18 protein-coding genes and 1 pseudogene are annotated in these 23,081 nt (G+C 39.2%); 7 read left to right on the forward strand and 12 right to left on the reverse strand.

From position 1 onward, the window contains the following. Position 1 precedes the first annotated feature (1 nt). The 8 genes from FD724_RS32185 to FD724_RS32215 form a co-directional block, all read right to left on the reverse strand. A complete protein-coding gene (locus FD724_RS32185; RefSeq protein WP_179075793.1) occupies positions 2-724 on the reverse strand; it encodes a hypothetical protein in 723 nt (240 codons plus the stop codon). Between the two features lie 165 nt (positions 725-889). Continuing rightward, positions 890-1,966, reverse strand: coding sequence for a hypothetical protein (locus tag FD724_RS32190; RefSeq protein WP_256874650.1), 1,077 nt, complete (start codon positions 1,964-1,966; stop codon positions 890-892). A gap of 222 nt (positions 1,967-2,188) precedes the next feature. Beyond that, positions 2,189-2,968 (reverse strand): hypothetical protein, encoded by a 780-nt coding sequence (locus tag FD724_RS41235; protein ID WP_256874651.1) that lies wholly within the window; start codon positions 2,966-2,968, stop codon positions 2,189-2,191. Further along, positions 2,913-3,464 (reverse strand): hypothetical protein, encoded by a 552-nt coding sequence (locus FD724_RS32200; RefSeq protein ID WP_179075794.1) that lies wholly within the window; start codon positions 3,462-3,464, stop codon positions 2,913-2,915. The genes FD724_RS41235 and FD724_RS32200 overlap by 56 nt, the downstream gene beginning before the upstream one ends. Continuing rightward, positions 3,461-6,211: a helicase HerA domain-containing protein gene (locus FD724_RS41765; protein WP_306297108.1), complete on the reverse strand. Its 2,751-nt coding sequence runs from the start codon at positions 6,209-6,211 to the stop codon at positions 3,461-3,463. The genes FD724_RS32200 and FD724_RS41765 overlap by 4 nt, the downstream gene beginning before the upstream one ends. Then, the gene (locus FD724_RS41245; protein WP_190938608.1) at positions 6,208-6,543 is read right to left on the reverse strand and encodes a hypothetical protein; all 336 of its coding nucleotides are present in this window, start codon (positions 6,541-6,543) and stop codon (positions 6,208-6,210) included. Before FD724_RS41245 ends, FD724_RS41765 begins: the two co-directional genes overlap by 4 nt. A 350-nt stretch (positions 6,544-6,893) precedes the next feature. Beyond that, positions 6,894-7,229: a hypothetical protein gene (locus tag FD724_RS32210; protein ID WP_179075795.1), complete on the reverse strand. Its 336-nt coding sequence runs from the start codon at positions 7,227-7,229 to the stop codon at positions 6,894-6,896. A 343-nt stretch (positions 7,230-7,572) separates the two neighbouring features. Further along, positions 7,573-7,722, reverse strand: coding sequence for a ribbon-helix-helix protein, CopG family (locus FD724_RS32215; protein WP_179075796.1), 150 nt, complete (start codon positions 7,720-7,722; stop codon positions 7,573-7,575). A 167-nt stretch (positions 7,723-7,889) separates the two neighbouring features. Here FD724_RS32215 and FD724_RS32220 point away from each other — a divergent pair, with 167 nt between their 5' ends. From FD724_RS32220 to FD724_RS32240, 5 genes and pseudogenes are all read left to right on the forward strand, one after another. Then, positions 7,890-8,099 (forward strand): hypothetical protein, encoded by a 210-nt coding sequence (locus FD724_RS32220; RefSeq protein WP_147262545.1) that lies wholly within the window; start codon positions 7,890-7,892, stop codon positions 8,097-8,099. A 321-nt stretch (positions 8,100-8,420) separates the two neighbouring features. Beyond that, complete coding sequence (locus FD724_RS32225) at positions 8,421-9,470, forward strand: hypothetical protein (protein WP_179075797.1); 1,050 nt, start codon at positions 8,421-8,423, stop codon at positions 9,468-9,470. A 196-nt stretch (positions 9,471-9,666) separates the two neighbouring features. Beyond that, positions 9,667-9,906, forward strand: a pseudogene (locus FD724_RS32230) (hypothetical protein); the annotation flags it as partial. A gap of 22 nt (positions 9,907-9,928) precedes the next feature. Continuing rightward, positions 9,929-10,216 (forward strand): hypothetical protein, encoded by a 288-nt coding sequence (locus tag FD724_RS32235; RefSeq protein ID WP_114083957.1) that lies wholly within the window; start codon positions 9,929-9,931, stop codon positions 10,214-10,216. Beyond that, positions 10,216-10,611 carry a type II toxin-antitoxin system VapC family toxin gene (locus tag FD724_RS32240; protein ID WP_179075798.1) on the forward strand — a complete coding sequence of 132 codons (396 nt, stop codon included), beginning with the start codon at positions 10,216-10,218 and terminating at the stop codon, positions 10,609-10,611. The genes FD724_RS32235 and FD724_RS32240 overlap by 1 nt, the downstream gene beginning before the upstream one ends. A gap of 193 nt (positions 10,612-10,804) precedes the next feature. Here FD724_RS32240 and FD724_RS32245 read toward each other — a convergent pair whose 3' ends face one another. From FD724_RS32245 to FD724_RS32260, 4 genes are all read right to left on the reverse strand, one after another. Then, positions 10,805-11,500 (reverse strand): hypothetical protein, encoded by a 696-nt coding sequence (locus tag FD724_RS32245; RefSeq protein WP_179075799.1) that lies wholly within the window; start codon positions 11,498-11,500, stop codon positions 10,805-10,807. A gap of 212 nt (positions 11,501-11,712) precedes the next feature. Continuing rightward, positions 11,713-12,678 carry a transposase gene (locus FD724_RS32250; protein WP_179075886.1) on the reverse strand — a complete coding sequence of 322 codons (966 nt, stop codon included), beginning with the start codon at positions 12,676-12,678 and terminating at the stop codon, positions 11,713-11,715. A gap of 675 nt (positions 12,679-13,353) precedes the next feature. Next, on the reverse strand, positions 13,354-14,265 hold the full coding sequence (locus FD724_RS32255; protein WP_179075800.1) for a tyrosine-type recombinase/integrase: 912 nt from the start codon (positions 14,263-14,265) through the stop codon (positions 13,354-13,356). Positions 14,266-14,981: 716 nt separating this feature from the next. After that, the gene (locus FD724_RS32260) at positions 14,982-18,452 is read right to left on the reverse strand and encodes a plasmid replication protein, CyRepA1 family (RefSeq protein WP_179075801.1); all 3,471 of its coding nucleotides are present in this window, start codon (positions 18,450-18,452) and stop codon (positions 14,982-14,984) included. 1,212 nt (positions 18,453-19,664) lie between these two features. Here FD724_RS32260 and FD724_RS32265 point away from each other — a divergent pair. Both FD724_RS32265 and FD724_RS32270 read left to right on the forward strand, forming a co-directional pair. Next, the gene (locus FD724_RS32265) at positions 19,665-21,086 is read left to right on the forward strand and encodes an NB-ARC domain-containing protein (protein ID WP_179075802.1); all 1,422 of its coding nucleotides are present in this window, start codon (positions 19,665-19,667) and stop codon (positions 21,084-21,086) included. Between the two features lie 2 nt (positions 21,087-21,088). Then, a complete protein-coding gene (locus tag FD724_RS32270; protein ID WP_179075803.1) occupies positions 21,089-22,945 on the forward strand; it encodes a serine/threonine-protein kinase in 1,857 nt (618 codons plus the stop codon). Positions 22,946-23,081: the final 136 nt, after the last annotated feature.

The raw sequence follows: 23,081 nt of genomic DNA on the forward strand, positions 1-23,081 counted from the left end.
ATTACTTCCCGATTTCTAAATCTTGGATCTTATAAATTTCTAATCCCGCTTTGCGAACGCTATATGCGATTCGTTGAATGGAGGATGAGTTAGACGGAGGACTTGGTGTATCAATTGCTCTGACAAATACAGTTTTATTAAATGCGATCGCTTTCCCAACTTGATTACTACCCTGAAAGACTATGAGATTGGCTACCATATCAATTGACCAGTGACCTGATGCCAATTTCTGGGGTTCCGAGAAATACCGCACGGCCAAAACTGATTGCGTCGTGCCGTTGAAAATGTCAACTGGTGTCAGATTGCCTAATTCCTCTAAGAAATTACCTCGAAAATCTTCAGATAATGCAAATCCTATAACCCATACATTCGTCGTGATTTTTTTCTCCCCTACTTGTACACCAGCATCTAGTACCGCTTTTTTAGTTGGGTCGGAGTTAGAGTCATCAGACTTTGGAATTCCAGTCCAGCTTAATAGCCCCGTCATTGTCTGTCCCACAAAGTAGGTAATCGCTTGTGGTGAGCGTTCGTTGTTGGCAATAGGGGACACTCGTATCGAAGACCCATCATTTAGTTCAACTAAAGTCGGTGTTTTGGAATCTGCAACTTTCCCAATCCGAGCAAAATTAATTATTTGAATTAAAAGTAGAACAATAAGTAAAACCGCATTCCCCATCAAAAATATGGGAGTGAAGTTTATTTCTTTTTTTTCTAATAATTGCATTCCATTCTCCTACTTCTCAAACATTATCGTAAATTAAAGGATTTCAGAACCTGCAATCTAGATGTAGCACCCATTTCAGTCGGGGTTTAAATCCCCGTCACAAAACTTACTTGCGTTAGCGGAGCGGGGCGTTAGCCCATTGCAACTTGCGACTTGCGACTTGTTTTAATCTCTTCTTGGCATCACTACAAACTTGGCTGCACTGGTAAAGCCAGAAAACAGAGCCATTCCTCCACCTGTTCCAATTGCTACTGCAAGTATGGGTGAAAATATTGCCTCTATTAACTGTAGAAGTAGTGGATTGTTTGACGGGGAATTAACTATAGAACTAGCAGCTACACCAACAATAATTGAGTAAGACATAAGGATTAATGTTAGTGCTAACCACCCCGAAAGCCAAGCAAAAATGGGTTTGGCTCCTATCGGCAGCATAGATAATACTAAGAATATCGGTGCCACATAAGCTGTCAAAAGAAAAGAAAACTGAACGAGAAACTGAAAAGCTGCCGATAAACCACTAAAAATTATATAAGATAGTCCCTGAACAATTGTATTGACTGCTCCTCCAGCTACATCTAAAGGGTTCCAATTATTTTGCCCTTGAATCCTTTTCTTTTGTTTATACTCTGATGCTTGAGTGTCAATTTCTTGAGCTACCTTATTTTTACAATCTTTCTTCGGAGTAATTTGATTTCCATCTTTATCTATTTCGACATCAGCCAGTTTTTCACATTCTGCCATTGCCGTCTTCGCAGCGAGAATAAAAGTTTGATCTGTATTAACACTCCGAATAGCTTCTTTGAGGGTTATACCATTTCTTGTAACAGTCAATACAGTAGAGTTTAACTTATTTGAAACATTTCTGAATGCCAAGGAGGTAGTCGCAAGCATTGCTCCATTATTGTTGAGCATCAGAATTACTATCATTGGGAAAGCCATTTCTTTGACAACTCCACTCGAAAAGCCCTCTGACATTATTTGCTCGTACCATTGCAATGACCAAAAACTTACTAAAACTACCGCCGCCAGCATCGAGACATTAACAATAGCGATATAAACGGGGTTTTGACCACTCGCAAATAGTTTCCAGTCATTATCAAATGCCGAAACAAAAATCTCCGAACCATTTATTGCGCCTTGTACAATAGTCCCAGCATCAGTTGGTAGATTTTTATCAGCCTCATTTCCATTCGTTTGAGCAAGAATAAAAGGAATTAAATTAGTTAGACAAAGAAGATACATTGTTAAACCTCATTTTGAAAATGCTTTTAACAGAAAGGAGGAGCGAAAGCAAAAGAGGTAGATTTTGCAACTGTTAAGTTGCTCACTTATTTATAAAATATAGAACAAGTATTTGAAAACATAGTATTAAACAAGATAATACCCGCAGTGCGATTAGTCACGTCCATATTTGAAACCCACACCCATTAAATATGTGTTTCCCTTTCCCCTTTTCCCTATTTCTCATTGTCTCTCCCAGAAAGCGTCGTTATAAGCACCAGCCTCCAACAATTGCATAGCCACAGATCGACTTTGTGCATCTTCTTTACGGGATTGTGACGAAATATTTTTCGAGATGTCAACCAAATTGACATTAGCTGCTGCTAAGGCTCGTGTTTGTTTTTGAGTCTCTCCATGTATTGCTTTGAAAATGACAACATTCTGTAGATTTTGAGTTGCCATTTTTTTGAGAATATCTTGAGTTACGATGTCTGACTGCGCGTTGTCAGCGTTAGTTGAAGAAGTAGTTAATGCAATATTAGTTAAATCAGCCTCTTGTGCCTGTACTCGTTGTCCATCAACTCCTAAAGTTGATTGAGATTGACCTAGAGTATATTGACGATGCCATGACAACTCTGCATTCTCAGCTTGAGTATTAGAATTGGGCTGAGTCATATCTGGATTTTGTGAGCGAATAACTTCTTTGATTTTTTCACCTGATTCTAGGGGGTCTGGAATTCCCAAAGACCCAATTGTAGAATCAACTGCCTCCCCGAGTTGTCGAGTTATTTCAGCATTTATTTCTCCATAACCTTGCCCTAAAGCTTGGTTCAACTCAGTTTCATAGCTTGATATTCGGCTTTTTAAGCTCGTATAAACTTGCTGAAATTGAGTCAAAAATGGTAATTCTAATCCCCAAGCTTGATTACAACTATCGCCAATCAATATCGTCGCAGTTAAGAGAGAACTAACGCCAAGATAAATTACCATTGGGCGTAAAATCATGCTTTTGTGTGATTTCATATAGATCCTCAAAAGATACAGCAAAAGGTTTTGGTGAGCAGGGACTAGTAACAAGAGCTTCAAAATCGTTCAAAGGCTCGGCAATCACAATTGCATCAACATTTGTTTCTCCTCCTGGTGGTTTGGAATAACTTTCAAAGTAAGTACTTTTATAATGTGGAGTATTACTTGGAATCAAAGGATGCTTTTTACTTCTAATTAATACATAAGATTTCTTTTGCAACTGTGTGTTAATCCCTGGCTGCTGAATTTTATCTTTAGGAATAGCATGACGACCATTTCCTGAATTGAAAGCTGAATAGAGAGTTCGACTTTTGAAAATCAAGTCATCAGCATCTTTTAAAGATTTTTCACAAAGGACTTTTTGATTAGCCAATAATTTTTGATATTGCTCATCTTGATACTTCCACATTTGAAAACTTAAGCTGGCGACTCCTATACCTAAAATTGCCAAAAGAATTTTTTGTTGAATTGCAAAAGCAATTAGACTTTTCATAATGACTGTCCCTGTTTGATGCACTTCACATAATACTTAGAAAACTCCGACACCCATTCAAACTTGTTCGGATATTGAGCTTGAAAGCGATTGCGCGTTGCCTGCTCCTCTCTGCTGTTGGCAACTAGTGCCAACATCACGTAGGAGGGATAATAACGGCAACGAATGTAAGTCCGGTTGTAATCCAGCAACCATGTTGTGTACATTTGCTGAAGATTAGGCCGAAATAGCTCATTCTTCTCAATAATTGAGTGAGGAATCGAAAGGATATCAGTAAAGCTTTTCGCCGCCCCGGAAACCAACCGCCCAATCAACCTTATGGGCATATTTTGTAGAATCTGTTCTCCCGCCTCAGATTTGGCAATGGAAATTACATCCTGGGCTGCAAGGATAATTCGGCTACCAGATTTCCGAGCCGTTGCACATTTTCTACCTACTAATCGGGATAATGCAGAAAACCTCAGTAAGACACTGGCTTCATCCATGAAAAACACACTATTAGGTGAAGATAGTGATTGCCTGGAAGCCGCCATATATGCACTCATCCCAAATACTTCTGCATCTTTATCTGATTGCAGATTGGTTAGCGCAAAAGTAATTAACTTAGAATCTGTTTGGAAGGTGGAAGGTTTGCAAATCGCATCCCCAATCGCGCTTGCTTTCCAGTATTTCAAACGCAAACGAATATAATTAAGCCCTTTCTCAACATTCTCATCTTCATAACCCAAATCAATATATTCTGTTGAGAAAAATTGCTCCATATCTACTAGAGTTGGCGTATTATCCCACTCTGGCGTTCCAATTTGGCTGATTCGTGCTAACTCAAAACGACGTTGGATGTCTGGATGTTCATAAAACGCTTTTGTGCCTAGTGGAATCAGCGACTCAATTGTTTGTGCCAAAAACCCATCGAATTTTTGTGAACCCAAAACCAACTGCAAGATAATCAGATTCACATCATTTCTATGGAGCTTTATTCTTTCTTTTCTCCCCTCTACATCCCACTCTGGAATTGCTGATAAATCAAGAGGCTGGACAAGATTGTTTGATTCTTTGGCGATATTAAAGTAAAACCCGTTGTGGTATGGGGTGAAATCTCCAAATGTCCCCGTTCCATCATCATTGGGTAAGTCAATAATCAAAACTGACATTCCTTTTGCCAAGCATTCTGCTATGATTGTGGCAACCAAAACAGATTTTCCCGAGCCTGTCGTTCCTAGAATCATCATATTCTTGGTTATCGACAAGTCTAGATGTACCGGGGAATGACCTTGATCTGCGATTAATTCAAAACCCTGATTATCAGCCTTGGCAATTTGTACTGTGCTGGTCAATCCCAACACTTCACTCGCAAAAAATGTTAATCGACGATTATAAGGGCGTGATAATAACTGTTCCATTTTGGCTCCCAATGTTTGCAGCCAAATCAGCCAAGCATATTGCGTTTCTCGAATTAGTTCTGCTGGTTGGTTAATATACCCAGAAATCAATCTACAAGTATCGTCAATTTCTTCAGGTGTATCCCGATAAATTAACACTACTAACCCTAATGTTTCTGGTGTGTCCCCTGTGTACAATTGCTTTTGGGCTGTTACACTCCACTCAACATTTATTTGTGAAGCTACGTCAATTGTTTTCTTTTGAGCGCTGATTTCTGCATTTCGCGCTCTCCGGGTAATCATTTGTTGCGCCAATCGGGTTAGTTTCTGGTCGGCAGGACTGATTTCGGTAATCACTTCCACATCCGAAATTGGCTCTCGTGCAAATATATTCCACAGAAACCTTATTTGTGCTTCTGTTGATGCGAATACTTCTGGTTTTTGCGACAAAACCATCACGCCGACATATTTTTTACCGCCCTCAACATCAGGCAGACATACCCACTTTCTATCTGCGAAAGGTATACCATTATTCATCAATACTGATGTCGCATGAGCTTGATCTATATATGATTTATTTGTTGCTGGGGTTTCGTTAAATTCCTCCCTCAGTCCCAATGAATCAAATACTAAAGTATGCGGGATTTTTACAATCTTTGCTCCCACACACTTACTTAACTCTTTCCATAGTTGCTCTGCACTTTTTGGCTTTGGGTCAAAACCCATCTCTGTTAATATCTGTAGATGTCTTTGTGAAACATCTATCGCTTTTTCTAATATCCTTTTTAAGTTCTTTTTCGTAACTTCCGTCGCCCCTGTGGGTGTAAATCGTCTTGTCAGAAAATCTGCTAGCTTTACCAATGCTCGGTCTATCGGGTCGCCGCTCTCTGTTCCCCCTGGTACTATAGTGAAAGTCGTGTAGACGCTAAGAGTTATATTTTTCCTCTGACGCAAACGTGTCAATTCCTGAATTCTCCCTAACTGCCCCCAGTCCAGAAACTCGCTCTCATCTGATACAGGATTTTGCAATCGCCTATAGAAACACTCTTTTGCATTACTATCATCGCAAAACGAACTCCAGCGAAATGTAAATTTCTCCCCTAGCCCTATCTCTTTGCACCCATTTTCAAAAGCTTTGGCTATTGCTTCTACTTCTTCACTCGAATTAAATAATGGATGAATTCCTGTGCAACTATATCCAAATACTAGTTGTAATGTATTATTCGTGTCGCTGAGAAGTTTTTTACTCAGCAAGTAAGCACCAATACTATAACCACCCCTTTTGAGTTTTACAAAAGTTGTCAAATCTAGCCAGTCCTCAAATGGACTTACTTTCGTGTTGGTTTGAGAATAACTAATCTTCATCATTTCCACGGACTATAAATTTTCTTCGCTCCAATCCTTTGTTTTTGTTGTGGTGTTAAGTATCTCGTATACCCTCTCGACCATACAGGCACAATTGGATAAATCTTTGACCAAAATAAATGAGGTTTTTTCCCTGATAAAGCTAATGCTGTTGCACTTAACCAGCAACCTATCAATATACTCCAAGCTAGATTTAATCCCAATGCAAAAGCTAAAAAGAAACCTAGACCAAATAATGGAATCACTACAGCAAACTGAAATCCTGTAAAGATTCCAATCGGTGCGCTCTTTCCTAACGATTGATTGACTTGTTTGATTTCTCTATGACTCATCATTAGTTATTAAAATTAAACAAATGAGCAGAAATTGGCACCCCTTTCTGCTCGACGCTTCCAGAAGTTGTTGTCTTTTAGTTGCAAGCTGCTGTAACATTCGCAAACAGAATGTTTTGAGCAATGAATAACACTAGAGTTATAAAGAATATCCCTACTGGTTGCTGAACCATTTGCGTTACTTCTTGCCCGTCACCTAATGCATTGGCGACCTTCACTCCTGATGACACGAAATAAATGAATAACATCACTGTTATCGCTGCGTTTATCACTCCTGGTAAGCCATTTATTCAGGGCAAACGCATCTAAAGTATAAGAATCCTTTAATAGCAAGGGTTTTGGCGTTTTTTAATTTAGCCTATTTTTTCATCAAGATCCTTGCCCAGCAAGGGTTTCAGAAATCCCGTGCGTTCGCCCTGGCCATTTATTAGTGCATTTCCTTGAGCCGATGCTCCACTAAACATACACGTCATTGCTATTTGTGCTGGGTTAAACAAACCAAATGCTTCTGCTGGTCTTGTTTGACTCGCAACAATCAAAGTTGTACCAACCGCATATATCTGATATTGGTATTTCAAACCTACCTTGCCAATCAGCTTGGCAATCACCTGATTCTTAGTTTTAGCTCTTTGGCGTGAACCACGTTCCTTTGTATTACTTACCAAAACAATCGCTCCTTTGTTTCTCATAAATAGTCAGATAAGTCTAATTGTGTTACCTCGAAACTTAAGAGAAGAATACATTTGTCAGAATCAAATAACTTTTGACATTACGCATCTACAATCGCTACTTAATATTAACGATTGCCAAAAAATAGCAGTGCCAAGTTGCAACACTAAAGCAGAATTTGTTTGAGATAAATACTCCCCATATTTATTTTCTTTCTACTGTTAGTAACTGCATCATACTATCACATCAAATAAAGCTTGAGACAAACTTAACAAGCTTTTTTGTGAACTTTTTTCACAGAATGTAAGACAGAATTCAAAGATTATCGTCCTACTTTATTCAGTTATTCATTGATGAGCTTACTCAATAATTAATTTCTCTCTCTCTAATCAGCCTTTTGATTGTGGTTGATAGACTTGTACCCCAATCAGAGGCGATTTTCTCTAATCTTTTACGTTCAAACTCATCTAGATAAACTGGTAGAGAAGCTTTTTTCTTTTTGGAATTCTTCATAGATAACTTGTCTCTTACTTTTGACATATTATGCTGATTTATCGATTTTTAAGCTAAATATTCTAACTTCTATAATGTTTTTATGATATTATTACAATATTACTTTATTCTCAGGTTATGCGATTACACCCATACTTGTAAAAGCATATTAGAAGGGGAGTCAAATTATGCGTTCCAAGTCAAATAAACATAATTCTGCCAGTGTTACACTTCGCGTAGAACCAAAATATGTGAGTGATTTAAAGCTCTATTCACAGGTGGTTGGAAGAAATCAGTCTGAGATTCTGCGGGAATTACTTATATCTGCCCTCAACTCCATCCCTGAACATCAAAGAAGAGCTATGGAAATTATTGCTCAGTGCAGAACCTCTAACTAATTGCCAATTCTCACTTGTAGCTCTACTACAACCCTCCTAAGAAAGTGAGGGTTTTATTATTAGTTAAAGGCAAGGGAAAGGGAAAATTCTATCCTTTCTCCTTTACACCCGCTCCTTATCCCCAGGCCCCACCTTCCCCTTTCCCCACAAATGCCAAGAAGTCTATAGCATGAATCGCTTTGACAATATGAAAAACAAAGCGAAGCTTCAACTTACTCAAATACTTTACAATAGGTGTGAAACTGTCAATTCCTTTCCAATTCACTCGATGTTGTTTCATAACTATACGAGTGTCGCAAAGTTTAGTTAATTTCAAACTTGATGAATAGCCCCTTTCCTTTAGAGCCTCCCCAAAAAGCAATCGAGTCATTATTAGCATTGCAAGATTACTACGCACCTCTTGTAGAAGAGTACGAAAAATTATATTCCCTAGCCAAAGCCAATCTCACTCATGTAGAAGCTCTATTATCTAACTGGTCTTTGACTGAGGAGGTAGATAATGATAATGAAGAATTCACCTCTGAAAAAGGAAAAAACTTCTTCTTATTCTTAAGTGAGGAATCTGTTAATGATGATGTTGAACCTATTACCCATCCTTTATTAGACGATTCACAGGATACATCAACAGTCGCAACACAATTGCTTGACTCCACTCAACAAAATATATTCACACTTATACAAGCTTGGTCAGGTGAAGAATCTGATGCAGCTACAGATACTCCAGTACTCCTAGAGCCACCGATAGAAACATCAACTCAACAGCGAGCGCTCTATGGAACCGAGACGGCCATGCTGCCTATTTTCCAATCCCTGTCTCGCCCGGAAGCTATTGAACAGGTTTTGGCAGAACACATTGGCACAATTGTTCACATCGATTTTATTGTCAAAATGCTCTATGGGGAGTTAGAACCGGATGCCTTCAAGGTCATCAAAAGCAGAGTTCAATCATCCCTGACTCATGGTAAGGAAACTAACAAATGGTTCAGTGTCCCAGGAGAACCGGGATGTTATACTCTCTCTTTAACTTTGCTACCAAAACCTGAGACTAGAAATTCGTCCACCAGAGTCAAAGGCAAAAATAAGAAACAAGTTTTGCCGCCCCAGCCCAAAGACATACCAATGCTCGAAGAATTTCAGGGTCAGTTTTTAATTGATGCACTAACAACTTTTCTAGAAAATAATTCGGGTAAAGTTTTCAGCGTTTCAGAAATTACCAACGGAATCTATGGCGAACTCACTGCGACTGAGATTAGAGAAGTGAAAAACAAGGTATTGAATGAGTTATCACGGGGTCATCGCACAGGGCGATTCACTAGGGTTCCTGAGCAGATTGGTTTTTATACCTGGGACTTAGAGTTGCTCAACAAGTAGAAACGATTAATTATCGAACATAATTCAGGAGTCAGGAGTCAGAATTCAGTTGGGTATTCTGTTGATCCGGTATTTAATGAATTAGGCGATCGCATCCAAGATAATCAAGTTCAGGGCATCCAGTCGTTGGAAATCTCCTTGGGGCAAGTGATAGCCTACCGCTTGATGATGGTTTTCCCTATGTTGATAAAGCTACTTATTTATGCGGATATTTGAAGTAGCGTTAAAAGTAATTCCACGCATTGGTGATGAAAAGAAACGCCTGACTGAAGAAAAAGCGTTATTAGATTTGTGGTTGGCTATGGATGAAATCAAAGCGAAAGTGTCTTATGTGCAACCTGAGCTATCCTTAAATTATGGACAAATGAGTTTTAATCTAGAGATTGATGATTGGGGGCTGTTCACCGTTAACAGACAACTGTTAACCGTCAACTAATAATTACAGGAGATAATCAAATATGAAGGTTAGAGGGATAAAACGTGGTCAAAATATTGAAATTCTAGAACAACTTAATAATATTCCAGATGGGACAGAGATAATCATAGACGTAGAATTTATTGCCAATCAAATTATAGAACCACAACCACTATTAACAAACGAGGAGAGACTAGCTAGACTCAATCAATTATTTGGGGTTTGGAAGAACCAACCGGAATTAGGAGAAATATTTACAGAGATTGACCAACAGCGCCATGCTTATAAAGGCAGAACCATAGACTCACTTGATAATCAGGATTTAGGCTAATGTATCTGCTAGATACCAATATTTGCATTGCACTGCTGAACGAAAATCTCCAAGCTGTTACTAAATTTAATCGCTTTTTCAGCCAATGCTATCTCTCTATCATTGTAGTTGCAGAACTATATAAAGGCGTTTATTGTTCTCAACAGATGGCCAAAAATCTAGATATATTAGCGCAGTTTACTGAATTACTACCAGTAGAACCATTTGGAATAGAAGAAGCTATCGAATTTGGCAAGATTCAAAGCGAACTCAGAAAAATTGGGAAACCAACCGGAGAATTTGATGCTTTGATTGCTGCTGTAGCTCGTTCTCGTGACGATATTCTTGTTACTAACAATATCAAAGATTTTATTAATATTCCCAACTTAAAATTAGATAACTGGTTAGAAAGTTGAAAAACCTGCGTGAATATTCTTGGAAAATTAGTTACACCAGCAACACCCACAACACCATCACTGATTTTTACATTCCTGCTTTAGAGTGCGCCATTCAATATGACCGTAAGGCAGGTTTTTTTTAGCAGACCATGCACGCCGTAAAACTCCTCAAGACCGCAAAAAAACGCCCAATCGCTTGTTACAGTTAATACTAACTTGCCGGCTGATATAATCCCGTATTTTCGTTAAATTCCCACCCCAACCCTGCTCTATCTTTGCCCTTACACCATGCTACAAAAAGCGGTGGGGGAAGATTAATTCGCTCCTTGCGTACACTTTCTTCACTTACACCAAGTCTCTTGGCTAAACCTTCTTCAGTTAACGGTTGCATTCGGGGAGTATGCACTTTGAAGGATGAATTATTGTAGTACGATTTCTGTCCCCGCTTTTGTTGGTTGTTGAGATAGTCTTGAATTTTAATGATCGCCTCAGCCAACTGTGTCATTCGGGCATACATCTTCTCCACTTTTTGTTCTAAATTGGCGAGATTATCAATTCCTGTGGCTTGGTTGCTATTAGATTCATTTGAAAACTCTGACTCCAACTTATCAAGTCTTTCGCAAATAGCTCTTATCGTTTCACTGGTTGAACTGCTGTTATTATTATCACTTTTAACTAAGTACTTCTCAACACTTGCCTTAATCTTTGAGTCTAGGCGTTCGTCTAAATCGTTACCACCTGTTGTATCAATATTATCTTGTGAATCGCCTAAGTAGAGATCGATAAATTCGAGCAGCGTGGCTGTTGCTGTTGTGCCTTTCGAGTTGCAACAGGCGATAAACTGCTCCCACTTCCTTTGGTCACAGTTAAAAGATGCCAGCTTTTTTTTACGCCCTGTATTGCTCATGTTCACGTGTCATCTAGGTAAACTGGGACTGCCCACGCTTATTAAATCGTGTAATTCATCATGATGGATTACCTTGATAGTATCATCGCCAAATGCCTCAGCGCATTCCTCAAGCAATGTTTTTATGAAGAGATGTGTCCATTAAAGAATTATTTGTCAGTTTTAAACAATTATAGGACTTACGCATTGACAAACAAGATCATCTATGAATTTTAGACAATGCCGTCACTGCTAAGGTTTGCAAAAATATGCTCACGTACAACTAATGTGAACATATTCCGTTGTACTTCGTACCAATTACTAATTATTTTTTCAGAGCGCATAAACTCCAATCTAACAAAAGCTTGAAGTGAACAAAATATGTGAGTCTTGATTGCATAGGTATCTCTAACCATGAACCGACAAATTCCACATACTTGTTTTATGGCTCGATGAAAAGTTTCAATTCCCCAATGGCTATCATGAATTGTGATAAATTCATTCCTGGTTATGTCTTGGATTTTTTCCTCATTGGGCAAATATAAAATATAATGTCTAGAGTCTTCTTTTTTAAAGTCTTTCCTAAACAACTTTATAAATCCAAATTCTTTCAGATGAGTCCTTAATCCTGATTCGGGAATAGCCATAGTGCTTACCTGACAATACTTGTGTGGCTCATTTGAGACGGTTCTATTTTTTTCTATTCCGAATAGAAAACCCAGTTTCTGGTTTTTTAGAAATTTTAAGTTTTCTACTCCTGAATACCAACTATCTCCTGTTACCATTCTTGGCTTGACTCCCCAGTTTATTATTTCACTCACCATTTCTCTAAAATAATCGTTTTTTGTTTTCCCCTCCTTTTTGTCATATATTCTGTAATTTATTGGGATTGAATTACCATTAACATCGCTGTAATATAAAGTAATTAAATTTAAGCCAATAATAGTTTTGTGGGCTTTGCCTGACCAAAAATAACTGATTAATTCCGCATTGTTTGGGTCGCTGTAAATCTTTTCTATGACTGTATCATCTACACTTAATATCCCTCCTACCAAGTTGATGATTTTCTCTATTATGTTGAATAAATCTTGTGGTTCGTATCTCTCTCTCAATAAAAAGCGATTGACGCTATCATGTGAAACATCTCCCAATATCTCGGCTAACCTACTGCATCCTCCATACTTTGGCTCTGACAGCAAAAATAAGGTGTAGATGTCTAGATTACATTGTGCTGTGGAGGGTTTAGTAATTTCTCTCATTCTCCGATATCCACTACTAGACGACCCATATTTATCAATTCAATATTTTGTTATTCTGTCAATGCGTAAGTCCTAAATTAGTGCCAAGGCACTCGATTTTTTGAGTCCTGTGCAATTAGAGTTATGCTCCCACTCTCAAAAATAAACTAAAAATGACTTTATAATTTTATAGCGTGATAGCGATTAAAAAGCGGGCTATTCCAATAAGCTTGATTTGGCATGAAAGCAACAGAAGCAGGGAAGAATCTTGTACAAGTTTCTTAAAATAAGCACCTTTGCCCATTTTCTTTAACCCAAACCTACACCTGTAATATTTGTGTAGTTAACTGTTAGAAGTATGCTCTTTGACCTGTTGTATTACTGATTAACTATAAAGTCATTTTTAGTTTATTTTTTTTCACCGATTTTTAGGTTTTTCTTTTAGAAGTGTATTTTTAGGGGGAACCACAAAAAAAAGATCCCAGCCTTGTTCTTAATTGCTCATTGTGTGGCGTGGACCTGGATCGTACTTTCGTATCTTTGCGGGTAAGTGCCTTACAACCCAAATCGGGAAAATTGACTTGCCTGAAGATGAAGCGATCGCATTAAAATTGAGCTTACCGAACACCAACAACTTTACTTTGGTAAATAAAGCCCGGTGCTATCATTGGGACGAGCATGAGTGTAACGGCTAGTTTGGTTCAGCGATGAATGTCCCAAGGTTGCTTGCAGCAGTTGCACAGGTGCGCCCCGGTCTAAACTATGTGTTGCATGAGAGTGCCTCAGCCAGTGTGGCGACACATTCTCAGAAATCCCTGCCCTTTTTCCAGATTCTGCAACAATCTTACGGATTCGCCGCTCACCTACAGCACCACCCTGGCGGCTAACAAACACGGGTGCGTCAGGACTATTATTGGTTCTTTGTCCCAGCAATTCCTGATAAATGCTTTTGGGAATTACCACGGTTCTGGTTTTCTGCCCCTTGCCGTAGAGCGTAACTTGTCCGTTGCCATCGCGCCCTGGTTGTACCGAGCGCCAGGTTAAAACAGCAATCTCACTCACTCTAGCACCAGTATAATAAAGCAGTTGGATTACTAGCCGATCGCGACCCTTTGGGGTCAGGGCAATCATTGTCATCACCTCTAACTCAGAAAGAAGGCGTTCGGCTAACTTATCCTTGGGTTCGGGTAACGGCACTTCGGCGGCGACATTAAATTTTGTCCATTCTACTTTCAGAGCGAACCGCAGCAGACTTTTGATCGCCGCAAGTTTTCTGGCACGGGTGGACACCTCATATTCCTTGGTTTCCAGATAATCAGCGAACGCTAGAACGTCGTTCATTGTTACTGTTCGCAAGTCTAAATCATTCAACTGTACAAGTTTTGGGCTTATACCTAGCACAAAGGCAATGAAATAACGGATATCTGTCTCATAGCAACGCCGGGTTTCCGGCGAGCGCTTGCTACTCTTCCACAGCTCCACTATTTGGGCAGTGTTGGTAACATCTGCCATCCTCTGCACCGAGTTTTCTGCCCCTGGTGTTAGCATCGAGAGTTCTGAGGTTCCTACATAAAATCCAATCAGCCTCTTAGGCCCTTACCAGTAATAAAATGCCCCGCCGTATCAATAATATTTTTGGCAAAACCGAGGTAGATAGGCGCTTTCGCCCCGAAGGGCGAAAGCGACGGCTGGGCATTTTATTTCTTGGATCTCCCTTACACAAAAAAAGATTGTTCCGAATGGTGTGTCCCTTTTTTAATTATCGATTCCAGGGGAGCAACATTTACTAAAATTTCCTAAACGTGAATTCACGCCTAAATTCTTGAGTTAACCGTAGCAACGTGTTAATACGTCTACCTCTGTAAAGAAAATAACTCACCTCCCCTATACAAAAACTGCCTCAATATGACCCAAAGCGACCGTTCCTAGATAGATCCGATAATCATAGTTTTCGGATCTTCAGCCGTGAAACCATAGATTTGTCGTTGGTCAGAGGATACCTCTATTACCGCCCTCCCAGAAAAAACCAGAGGGATTTTCTGTTGATTTTTGCCCCAGACTTGTGTATACATTTCTTTCTTACCAGCTTCTACACAGCATAAAGTTTAGTACTGCTGACCCCGTGGCAATATTTTTCTGCTTGCGCTTTCTTCAGAAAGGGGACGATACCACCCAAGGCACTTACCTTGGAGACTGAACGGCTGACAGCCGCCCGGACAAAACCCTTGAGCGGAAACGCCAATAATATTAGTTAGTCCATGAGATTATCCCTCCATCGGCAATACTTCTTCACTTAGCAAGCTGTAAAATTCAGGAACTTGAGCTTCCACAAGTCGCAGTTCATTTGCGGCGATCGCTTCAAGTTCCAGCACCGTCTCCCAGCGCAAATCCTCAACCCATCGCTTAAGGATGCCTTTAATCGCGTCAACCCCCTGCTTAATACCAGAGCGAAGTATTTCTACGCAGTGGAGTAGGGTAATGCGATCGGTCGGAGGCGACTCAAATGCGGTAGTATCCTCCCCCTGGCAATGGGAGTTCCCTATAGCATTAAGGGGGGGTGTGGATACGTCCTGCTGATTGGGGTTTACACTATACGCAGCAGGGGTTTGAGCAGCGTAATAGGTTCGATTTTCTTTTTGATTACGCTTTTCCACGCGATGAGCAATCACCTCTTGAGCAAATTCTAATTCCTCTTTAGATAAAGAAAAAAGTTTCACCTGTTGCCCCCGTTTACCTTGCTTGCGGAAAGTCAGTTTTAGCCCCAGCTGCTCTACTAAAGTAGCTAGCAACCAAATAGGTTTACAGTCACTAGGAATAGTAAACCCAAGAATTGCTTTGACGTGAGCAGCACAATGTATAGCGATCTCCGTCATCTTGAGCAAAGTGGGGTCATCGGCGGTAACTTCATCACCCTTCATTAAAGAAGTGAGAATTTGATGCAGTCCCAGGTTAAATCTAGCCAGCCACCGTGCGGAATAATTGCCCCAGTCGATGCACAAAGGTAGATTGTCGCGCTCGGTGCGGTCTTTTTGGGTGACAATTGTTGGTGGGGTAGGATAAGTTTGCCCAGTTTTCGGGTCAGTAAACGATTCTTCGGGTGGGGCTAAAATGGCTTCAAGTCCAGCGATCGCTCTAATTAAGCGACCACCTTTATCCATTTCTACGAGCGACTCGGTTACTTCGATGCCGTAAGAATCAGAAATGCGGAACTTTTCGCATTCAAAAATTTCATTAGGGTCAAGGTAATCTTTGCTCTGACGGGCGCGGTACTCACTCAAAGTAATATTCTTAGCCCTGGCAACAGCCGAATTGTGGGCACGATCCAAAGCTTGTGCTGCTGCTTTAAGACTTTCAAGGGATTGAGGATCTGAATCATTTCCCACATATATAAATGTATTGCCCATTTCGGTGAGAAGCGATCGCAAGTCATCACGCAGATTATTCAGAGAATAGTGGCGGTTAGCCATAATTTGGCAGTAAGCCTCAAGCGCCCAATCTTTCTCTGCGCCCCGCTTGCCTGTTTCTCTGTCAATCCGCAACAGAAAAGCGGTCATTTCATTGGTTTGGAGCAAGCGCTCTTTAATCTTGGATGCGTTTGTATCCTTGTAACCAAAGGGAGGACGCTTTGCCACCCAAATATGAAACGGGACTTTTGGACGATAACGGTAAAGCTGTTGGGCGCATTCAGTAGCAGTTTGGGAAACGCCGTGAAAGACACCAAACACCAAATCGAAATGATACTCAGAAATATCGACACCAGTACCCAGGCTGGGAGAGGTGAACAAGGCATCAAAGTTTTTGACGGCGTTGGTGATATCTTTAATGAAAGCGACGTTTTCATCACTGCCGGAATTATCGGAGTGGACAGACCAGATGCGCCATTTTTGGGGTGTATGGGATTGGTCAGAGTTAGGATCTTCGTACTTAATAGTAAAAGACTTTTCGAGTTTTTTGATGAAACGCTTGGAGTCACTTGCAACCATGACTTTCAGACCTTGCATCAGGGCTGCCGAGATTTGGGCAACTAGGGCGCTTGAATTACTGCCTTCGTACCAATATATAGTGCGTGAGCCATTTTTCCATTCATTTTTGACGATGTAAGGTACTTCACCTACTGGTCGCATTGCCCGAAAGAAGTCCACGGTTAAATCATCCATGTGTGCGTCGGCAAGGACGACTAGTGGCGCGTTGTATACTATATATTCCAGTACCTCCAAGATTGCTGCACGGTGCTGTTTACACGTATTACTGTGTAGTAGGTGGGTAAGGTATTGGCAAGCTTCATCTATAAATATGCAGCCATAAATCAGCGCTTGCGTATTGAGTTTGTGCAAGCTGTCAATGGTAATACTAAGGGCTTGGGCTTGAGCTAAACCTGTGTAACCCAAGTCTGAATACATCGCAGTTCTCAGGCGATCGCTTAAATTCTTCAGCAGGTTGACGCGATGCCCGTTGTTGAGGAACCGAGCATCGGGGTTTTGCTCACGCCACCAGCGCATAAGTTCAGTTTTGCCTGTACCCATGTCGCTCCAGAGTACGACTAGTCCTTTGTCTGGAAAACGGAAAGACTTTTTGGGATTTTGGGTACTTGGTTTAGGGTCAGGGCAGTCAGAAATTATTAACTCTTGTTTTCTTTCTCCCTCCCCACAGCTTATAGAGCTAACACTTGGGGTGAACAATTGCTCTTGTGAAATATCGTAAAGTGGCTGAACTGATGAACATTTTTCCTCCAGATCAGGAATACAGAGTGCTTGGGTCAAATATTTAATATTGACTGTCACATCCGGTTTGTACTTAGAGAGTCCCCATTTCTTAGCTCGATAGGAGCGCTGGTAGTCGGCAAGTGATTTGGCATCGTCTATGATTGCAGTTAGTAAGACATTGGCATCTTCACCCCTAGCTACCACGAAATCATCAACGCCTTTTTCTGGCCCCGGCAGTAATGCAACTTCACATTCAGAACCTGCCGATTCAATTGCTTTTGCAGTGCGAACAGTGGCTTGAAACACCGACCACCTAGTTTTAGAAGAAGTTTCGTAGTCAAATAATATAATGAACTTGCGTCCCGCCTGAGCCATCGGTACTAAGTCAGGATGCAATCGTTCATCAAAATCCCGTCTTCCGACTCGCCCGTTCCAAATTCCCGGAAGTGCGATCGCTACAAACCCTAAACTAAGCAAGCAGGCCGCTTTTTTTTCGCCCTCGCATAAGATAACCGGAATCTCTGGATGTTGCTTTACCCACTCCCAAAATATTAGTGGATTGAGTTGATCCAGTAAGCGCAATGCTAAAAGTGAATGATAGCGCTTAATTAAATAACGCTTTGCAACCTTGTCCCAGATGGGGTTAGCGACATCAAAGTAGGTAACGCGGTTGGGGGTTTTGGGCGGCGACTCGTATTTGACGGGTTTACCTTTTTGCCAATCAATGCGAGGAAAGTTCGGCTTGATCCTTCCCCACTCCATCGGTTGCCAGTTCTTGAATGGGTCAAGTGACTGAATCCATGTCCCACCTAGTAATAGATGTTGATACATTTTTATGTATCCATCTGTTACCCGACCCGCATTCTTACGTGGGATCTTATCAGATATGAACAGGAAATCATAAACTGATTCCCCCTCAATGTGGAAAAAGTTGCGCTTAATTAACGCCGGATGAATGGCGCTACCAGCTAACAACTCATGGTATTCCGCAGCCGTGAGATTGTTTGGATATTCAGTTGTCGCTGCATTCATCGGTTCTTCCCTCGGAATTCCTTAGAGAGAACTCTTTCAAGCTGCGAAACCCTTGCTCTAGCCTGGATATTCCGAAAATTTCCCTTCGTCACAGCACAAAATTGCCATGCGAAAGCTGCACTCGACCCCATGCGCTCTAACACTGCGCTCTTGGGGCGTTCTCTGTTTTTCACGATATTTTCCCCTGATAACTCGGTTTACAAGCTTCAGAGGGGGTTGCATCAGTTATCAGTCAACAGTTAACAGTTATCAAAGACTCTGACTAATAACTGATAACTGTTATTCGCGCTGCTACTTCTTTTTGCCATAAAATTCGCAATTTTTCTTCATCAAACTTAACCTTACAAAAACTTATGAATTTTGACAGCCAAAATACACCACAAGGAATGGACTTTCCAAGCGGTAGACCCTATAATGGATCTGGCAGCGCGGATTATACTCTCGGACAAACTTGGTGGAATCACAGTCGCCAAACTATAAATGCCACTCGTTTTGTTCCTTCGAGATCAACCCCGCTCTGGATTTCTATGAAATTTGAAACTCGCACAAAGCGCTACTCCTTAGTGGCGCTTTATGCGTTAAGTTGTCGTACTCTTGTATCTTCACCTCCATACCTCCTTTCAATTAGCTTAATTTTTTAATTGAGATATTTTAGCAAGACCGTAAAACCTAATAAGTGCGATTACTAACGACCTTGGCTAATTATTTACCATCTTTGAAGCTCACTTTTAACTGCAACAATGTTTTTAATGATGCAATAATACTACCTCTGCAAAGTAACATTTAAAGCATATAACTTTAAGAGGTTATTGAAAAGCCAATTTTTGATAATAAATATGAAGAATGTAGATAAAGTAGATATTGGAACGTTGTACGTAAGCGAAAATAAAATACAGTATAAGAAGAATACAGACTAGGGTTATTAGAAAAATTCAGTACAAATCCAGCAAAATGCTACACTTTAATTTTCCTTCACGGGTTTATTCGTGTCTTTAAACCCCAGAGTCATCTTATCTGCTAATTGTATAGAATTCTTAAGCTGAATTCTAACTTATACTAAAAACGGTTTAGAACTTAATATTTCAATAATCGTTAAAAGTATTATCAAGCAAAGCTTCCAGCCGATAGAGTAAAAGTTCATCTATTAGCCGTTTGCAGTATACAACGAATGTATTGTTTCTGCTCACTATGCCACAACAACTAAGACTTAGCATGATTACTGATAACAATTTAGACATAAATACTATATTAGAGATATTAGAAGAGCAAGTGCTTAAAAGTGTAGGAAGGCGTTTATCAGAAGCTGAAATAGTTGTAATTAAGGGATCTTGGGATGGCAAGGATTATAAGGAGATGGCAACCGATGGGGGCTACAATTCCTACTATTTACAACAGAAAGTAGCACCGCCGTTATGGAATATGCTTTCAAAAGTTATTGGTAATGGAGTGAAAGTAAAAAAAATATATTTAAAAAATATTTTATTTAAATTAGCAAAAAATGATTATGTAGAAAAGTTAGGATTTTCTGAAGGTGAGAATGAGCGCTTAGTAGGTAAAACTTTAATTTATGGAGAATTACCAAAAACGAAATATTTTCATGGTCGAGAAAAGGAAATAAAATATTTAAAACGAAGGATTGCTTCTTCTAAAGAGAGTAGTATAGCTTTAATTGGAGTTGGAGGAGTTGGAAAAAGTTCATTAGTAGCAAAATTAATAGAAGAAATACTTACCGATAATTCAGATATATATGAATGTGTAGTTTGGAAAAGAATTGAGGCTTGTTCGTCACTTGAAGAATTAGTTGACGGATTAATTAAGGTTTTAAGATTAAAAATAAATGATGAATGTTTACAGAGAAAAATTATTTTTTTATTAGAAACTTTGCAATCACGCCCTCATTTGCTTGTATTAGACGGACTTGAAGGGTTAGTACAAGCAGAAAATTTTGAAAAGAGAGTTGAGTATGGAAAGTTCCTATTTCAACTTGCAGATGAGCAACAGAAAAGCTATACAATCATCACAAGTCAACTGCCTTTAGAGGAAATTATTGAGGTAAATACAACTCTTTTAATTTCATCTATTAAAATACAAGGTTTAGACGAAAATGCAGGAATGGCTATGCTGCATGATAAAGGTTTATATGGAGATTTTTGTAAAAAACTAATTGAAACTTATCGGGGAAATCCTTCCGAATTGGAGGTAGTTGCTGAACGAATTAATCGTTTTTGGGGAGGTGATGTAGAAAAGTTCTTTGAATATAAAACTACCTTAATGGGTCAGCAACTTCAATCAATGTTAAATCAACAATTTAGGCAAGCTGGACTTTTAAATGATATTCAAAAAAATATAATGATTCATTTAGCAGAGAAAACATCAGAAGAGTTGACTTCGATTTCATTTCCTAAACTTCTTGAGAATATTAAAAAAAATATAGATGTATCAACTTCTGAGGTAATAATAGCACTAGAAACTTTAGAGCAGCGCTCGTTGATTGAGGTTAATAAAAAAACAATAAAGCAAGAAATAAGTTACAGTCTACAACCAGTTATTAGAAAATATATTTTAGTTGATCCATTAGGGTTAGTGTATAAAACTTATAGTCGTCCAAAATCAAATAATTACAATCAGGAGTAAAAGTGGTTTACTGCATAAATCACCTTTGTAACCTGCGTCATAACCCTGATGATATTGAAAATTGTTTAGCTTGTGGAACTCCCTTGCTAATAAATGAACGTATTCGTTTGCTGCGACCATTGCGACCTTTAGAAAAAGACATAGAAGGCTATACAGATGTTTTTGAGGTTGAAGATATTGAGCCAAAATGGGGAACAAAACCTCGAACAAGAGTGATGAAAGTATTAAGGTGGAATGAACCTAAATACGTTGAGCTAGTGCGACGAGAAGTACAAGCATTAATCAGCTTGTCTCATCCGGGAATTCCTCAAGCTGCTAGTAGTGATTACTTTACTTTTACACTACCAAAGGAACCACGCCTAGAATTGCATTGCTTAGTAATGGAGAAGATGGAAGGAGAGAATTTACAACAGTGGTTAGAAACGAATGGCAAAATTTCTCAAAATGTAGCACTAGAGTGGATGCTGCAATTGCTGGATATTCTTGATCATGTACACAAGATAGGATATTTCCATAGAGATATCAAACCAACAAATATTATTTATCAACCAACTGGTAATCTGGCACTTGTTGATTTTGGTACTGTAAGGAAAATTACTAGAACTTACTTAGCAAAAGTGGGGTCTAGCGGGAGAGATAGTATAACAGGAGGAGGAGGAACTGGATATGAGATAACAGCAGTTTGTTCAATTGGGTTCTCAGCACCTGAACAAATGGATGGTCGAGCGTTACCGCAATCTGACTTCTATGCGTTGGGACGAACTATCGTCAATTTGGTTACTGGCGTAGCAATGTTGCAGTTACCAACAGAAGATAGAACAGGAAAGCTAATCTGGAGAGATAAAGCACCGCAGATTGATAAGCCTGTAGCAGATTTAATCGATGAAATGATACATCCTTTTCCAGGGTTTCGACCACAAACTACAGAAATAATAACTAAACGAATACAAAAGCTTCCTTGGGAAAGTAAAGTTCATCATTTTCTCAAGTCTAAAGTTTTTAAGATTGGAAGATTTGTAGCAGGTGCATTAATAATTTTTGGGATAGGCAAGTTATCTGCACCTAGTGTAGCTAATTATTTAGTTGCTCAAGGAGAGAAATCAGAAACAAGGAATGATTATCAAAGTGCAGAAAGTTCTTTTGGTTGGGCAATACAAATTAATCCTTCAAATAAACAGGATATATCTAAGTATTATTTGAATAAAGCTTCTCGGCTCATGCTAATAGGTAATCTTAACGCAGCTAAAAAAAATTATGAGTTTTCTATAAAATATAATGATCAAAATATAGATGCCTACAATCTCTTAGGAATAAGCTGTCAGCAATTATCAGATAATAAATGTGTAGAAGATGTTTATCAAAAGTTGCTTAAATTAACTCCAAATGATTGGAAAGTGCATTATAATTTAGGGCGTTTTTATGATGGGCAAGGAAATTATAAATTAGCAGAAAAAGAATATAGTATAGCTATTAAAAGTAGTACTTCAGCGATAATAGCTATTAACAACTTGTCCAGACTTAAGATTAAAATGGGTAAGTACAATCTAGCAATTTCTTTAGCTTGGTCAGGATTAAAAAAAAATAGCGACCCATTAATACAAGCCGCATTGTATAAAAATTTGGGTTGGGCAAGCTTAGAACAAAATAAAATAAGTGATGCTGAAAAATATTTACAAAAAGCACTGAGTTTAGATAATCAAAGAATAGATGCTTATTGCCTATTGGCTAAAGCGCAAGAAACATTAGGTAAAATCGATGATGCCAGAATTTCTATAGAATTCTGTTTACTTGCTAATTCTACAGATTCAGACGTTACTATTTGGAGACAGGAATTACTAGATCGGATACTGAAAAAATGATAAGCTAATAAAAGAGAGCAATAGTAAAAATAGAGAAATTTTTGTGAAATTAAGTACAAAATATTGGGCATCTTTCTGCTTAAGTTTTTTGATACTAAAAGATATACCATTGGTCGCAAGTGTACCATTAATAAGA

The sequence above is a fragment of the Nostoc sp. C057 genome (genome assembly GCF_013393925.1).
In the GTDB taxonomy this organism is placed as follows: domain Bacteria; phylum Cyanobacteriota; class Cyanobacteriia; order Cyanobacteriales; family Nostocaceae; genus Nostoc; species Nostoc muscorum_A.

What these genes read in the sequence shown, in the direction of transcription:
- FD724_RS41235 (WP_256874651.1), bottom strand. Translation starts at nt 2,968, where the DNA reads ATGAAATCACACAAAAGCATGATTTTACGCCCAATGGTAATTTATCTT.
- FD724_RS32215 (WP_179075796.1), bottom strand. Translation starts at nt 7,722, where the DNA reads ATGAAGAATTCCAAAAAGAAAAAAGCTTCTCTACCAGTTTATCTAGAT.
- FD724_RS32200 (WP_179075794.1), bottom strand. Translation starts at nt 3,464, where the DNA reads ATGAAAAGTCTAATTGCTTTTGCAATTCAACAAAAAATTCTTTTGGCA.
- FD724_RS32210 (WP_179075795.1), bottom strand. Translation starts at nt 7,229, where the DNA reads ATGAGAAACAAAGGAGCGATTGTTTTGGTAAGTAATACAAAGGAACGT.
- FD724_RS41245 (WP_190938608.1), bottom strand. Translation starts at nt 6,543, where the DNA reads ATGATGAGTCATAGAGAAATCAAACAAGTCAATCAATCGTTAGGAAAG.
- FD724_RS32240 (WP_179075798.1), top strand. Translation starts at nt 10,216, where the DNA reads ATGTATCTGCTAGATACCAATATTTGCATTGCACTGCTGAACGAAAAT.
- FD724_RS32260 (WP_179075801.1), bottom strand. Translation starts at nt 18,452, where the DNA reads ATGAATGCAGCGACAACTGAATATCCAAACAATCTCACGGCTGCGGAA.
- FD724_RS32265 (WP_179075802.1), top strand. Translation starts at nt 19,665, where the DNA reads ATGATTACTGATAACAATTTAGACATAAATACTATATTAGAGATATTA.
- FD724_RS32245 (WP_179075799.1), bottom strand. Translation starts at nt 11,500, where the DNA reads ATGAGCAATACAGGGCGTAAAAAAAAGCTGGCATCTTTTAACTGTGAC.
- FD724_RS32225 (WP_179075797.1), top strand. Translation starts at nt 8,421, where the DNA reads ATGAATAGCCCCTTTCCTTTAGAGCCTCCCCAAAAAGCAATCGAGTCA.
- FD724_RS32235 (WP_114083957.1), top strand. Translation starts at nt 9,929, where the DNA reads ATGAAGGTTAGAGGGATAAAACGTGGTCAAAATATTGAAATTCTAGAA.
- FD724_RS32220 (WP_147262545.1), top strand. Translation starts at nt 7,890, where the DNA reads ATGCGTTCCAAGTCAAATAAACATAATTCTGCCAGTGTTACACTTCGC.
- FD724_RS32255 (WP_179075800.1), bottom strand. Translation starts at nt 14,265, where the DNA reads ATGCTAACACCAGGGGCAGAAAACTCGGTGCAGAGGATGGCAGATGTT.
- FD724_RS32185 (WP_179075793.1), bottom strand. Translation starts at nt 724, where the DNA reads ATGCAATTATTAGAAAAAAAAGAAATAAACTTCACTCCCATATTTTTG.
- FD724_RS32190 (WP_256874650.1), bottom strand. Translation starts at nt 1,966, where the DNA reads ATGTATCTTCTTTGTCTAACTAATTTAATTCCTTTTATTCTTGCTCAA.
- FD724_RS41765 (WP_306297108.1), bottom strand. Translation starts at nt 6,211, where the DNA reads ATGATGAAGATTAGTTATTCTCAAACCAACACGAAAGTAAGTCCATTT.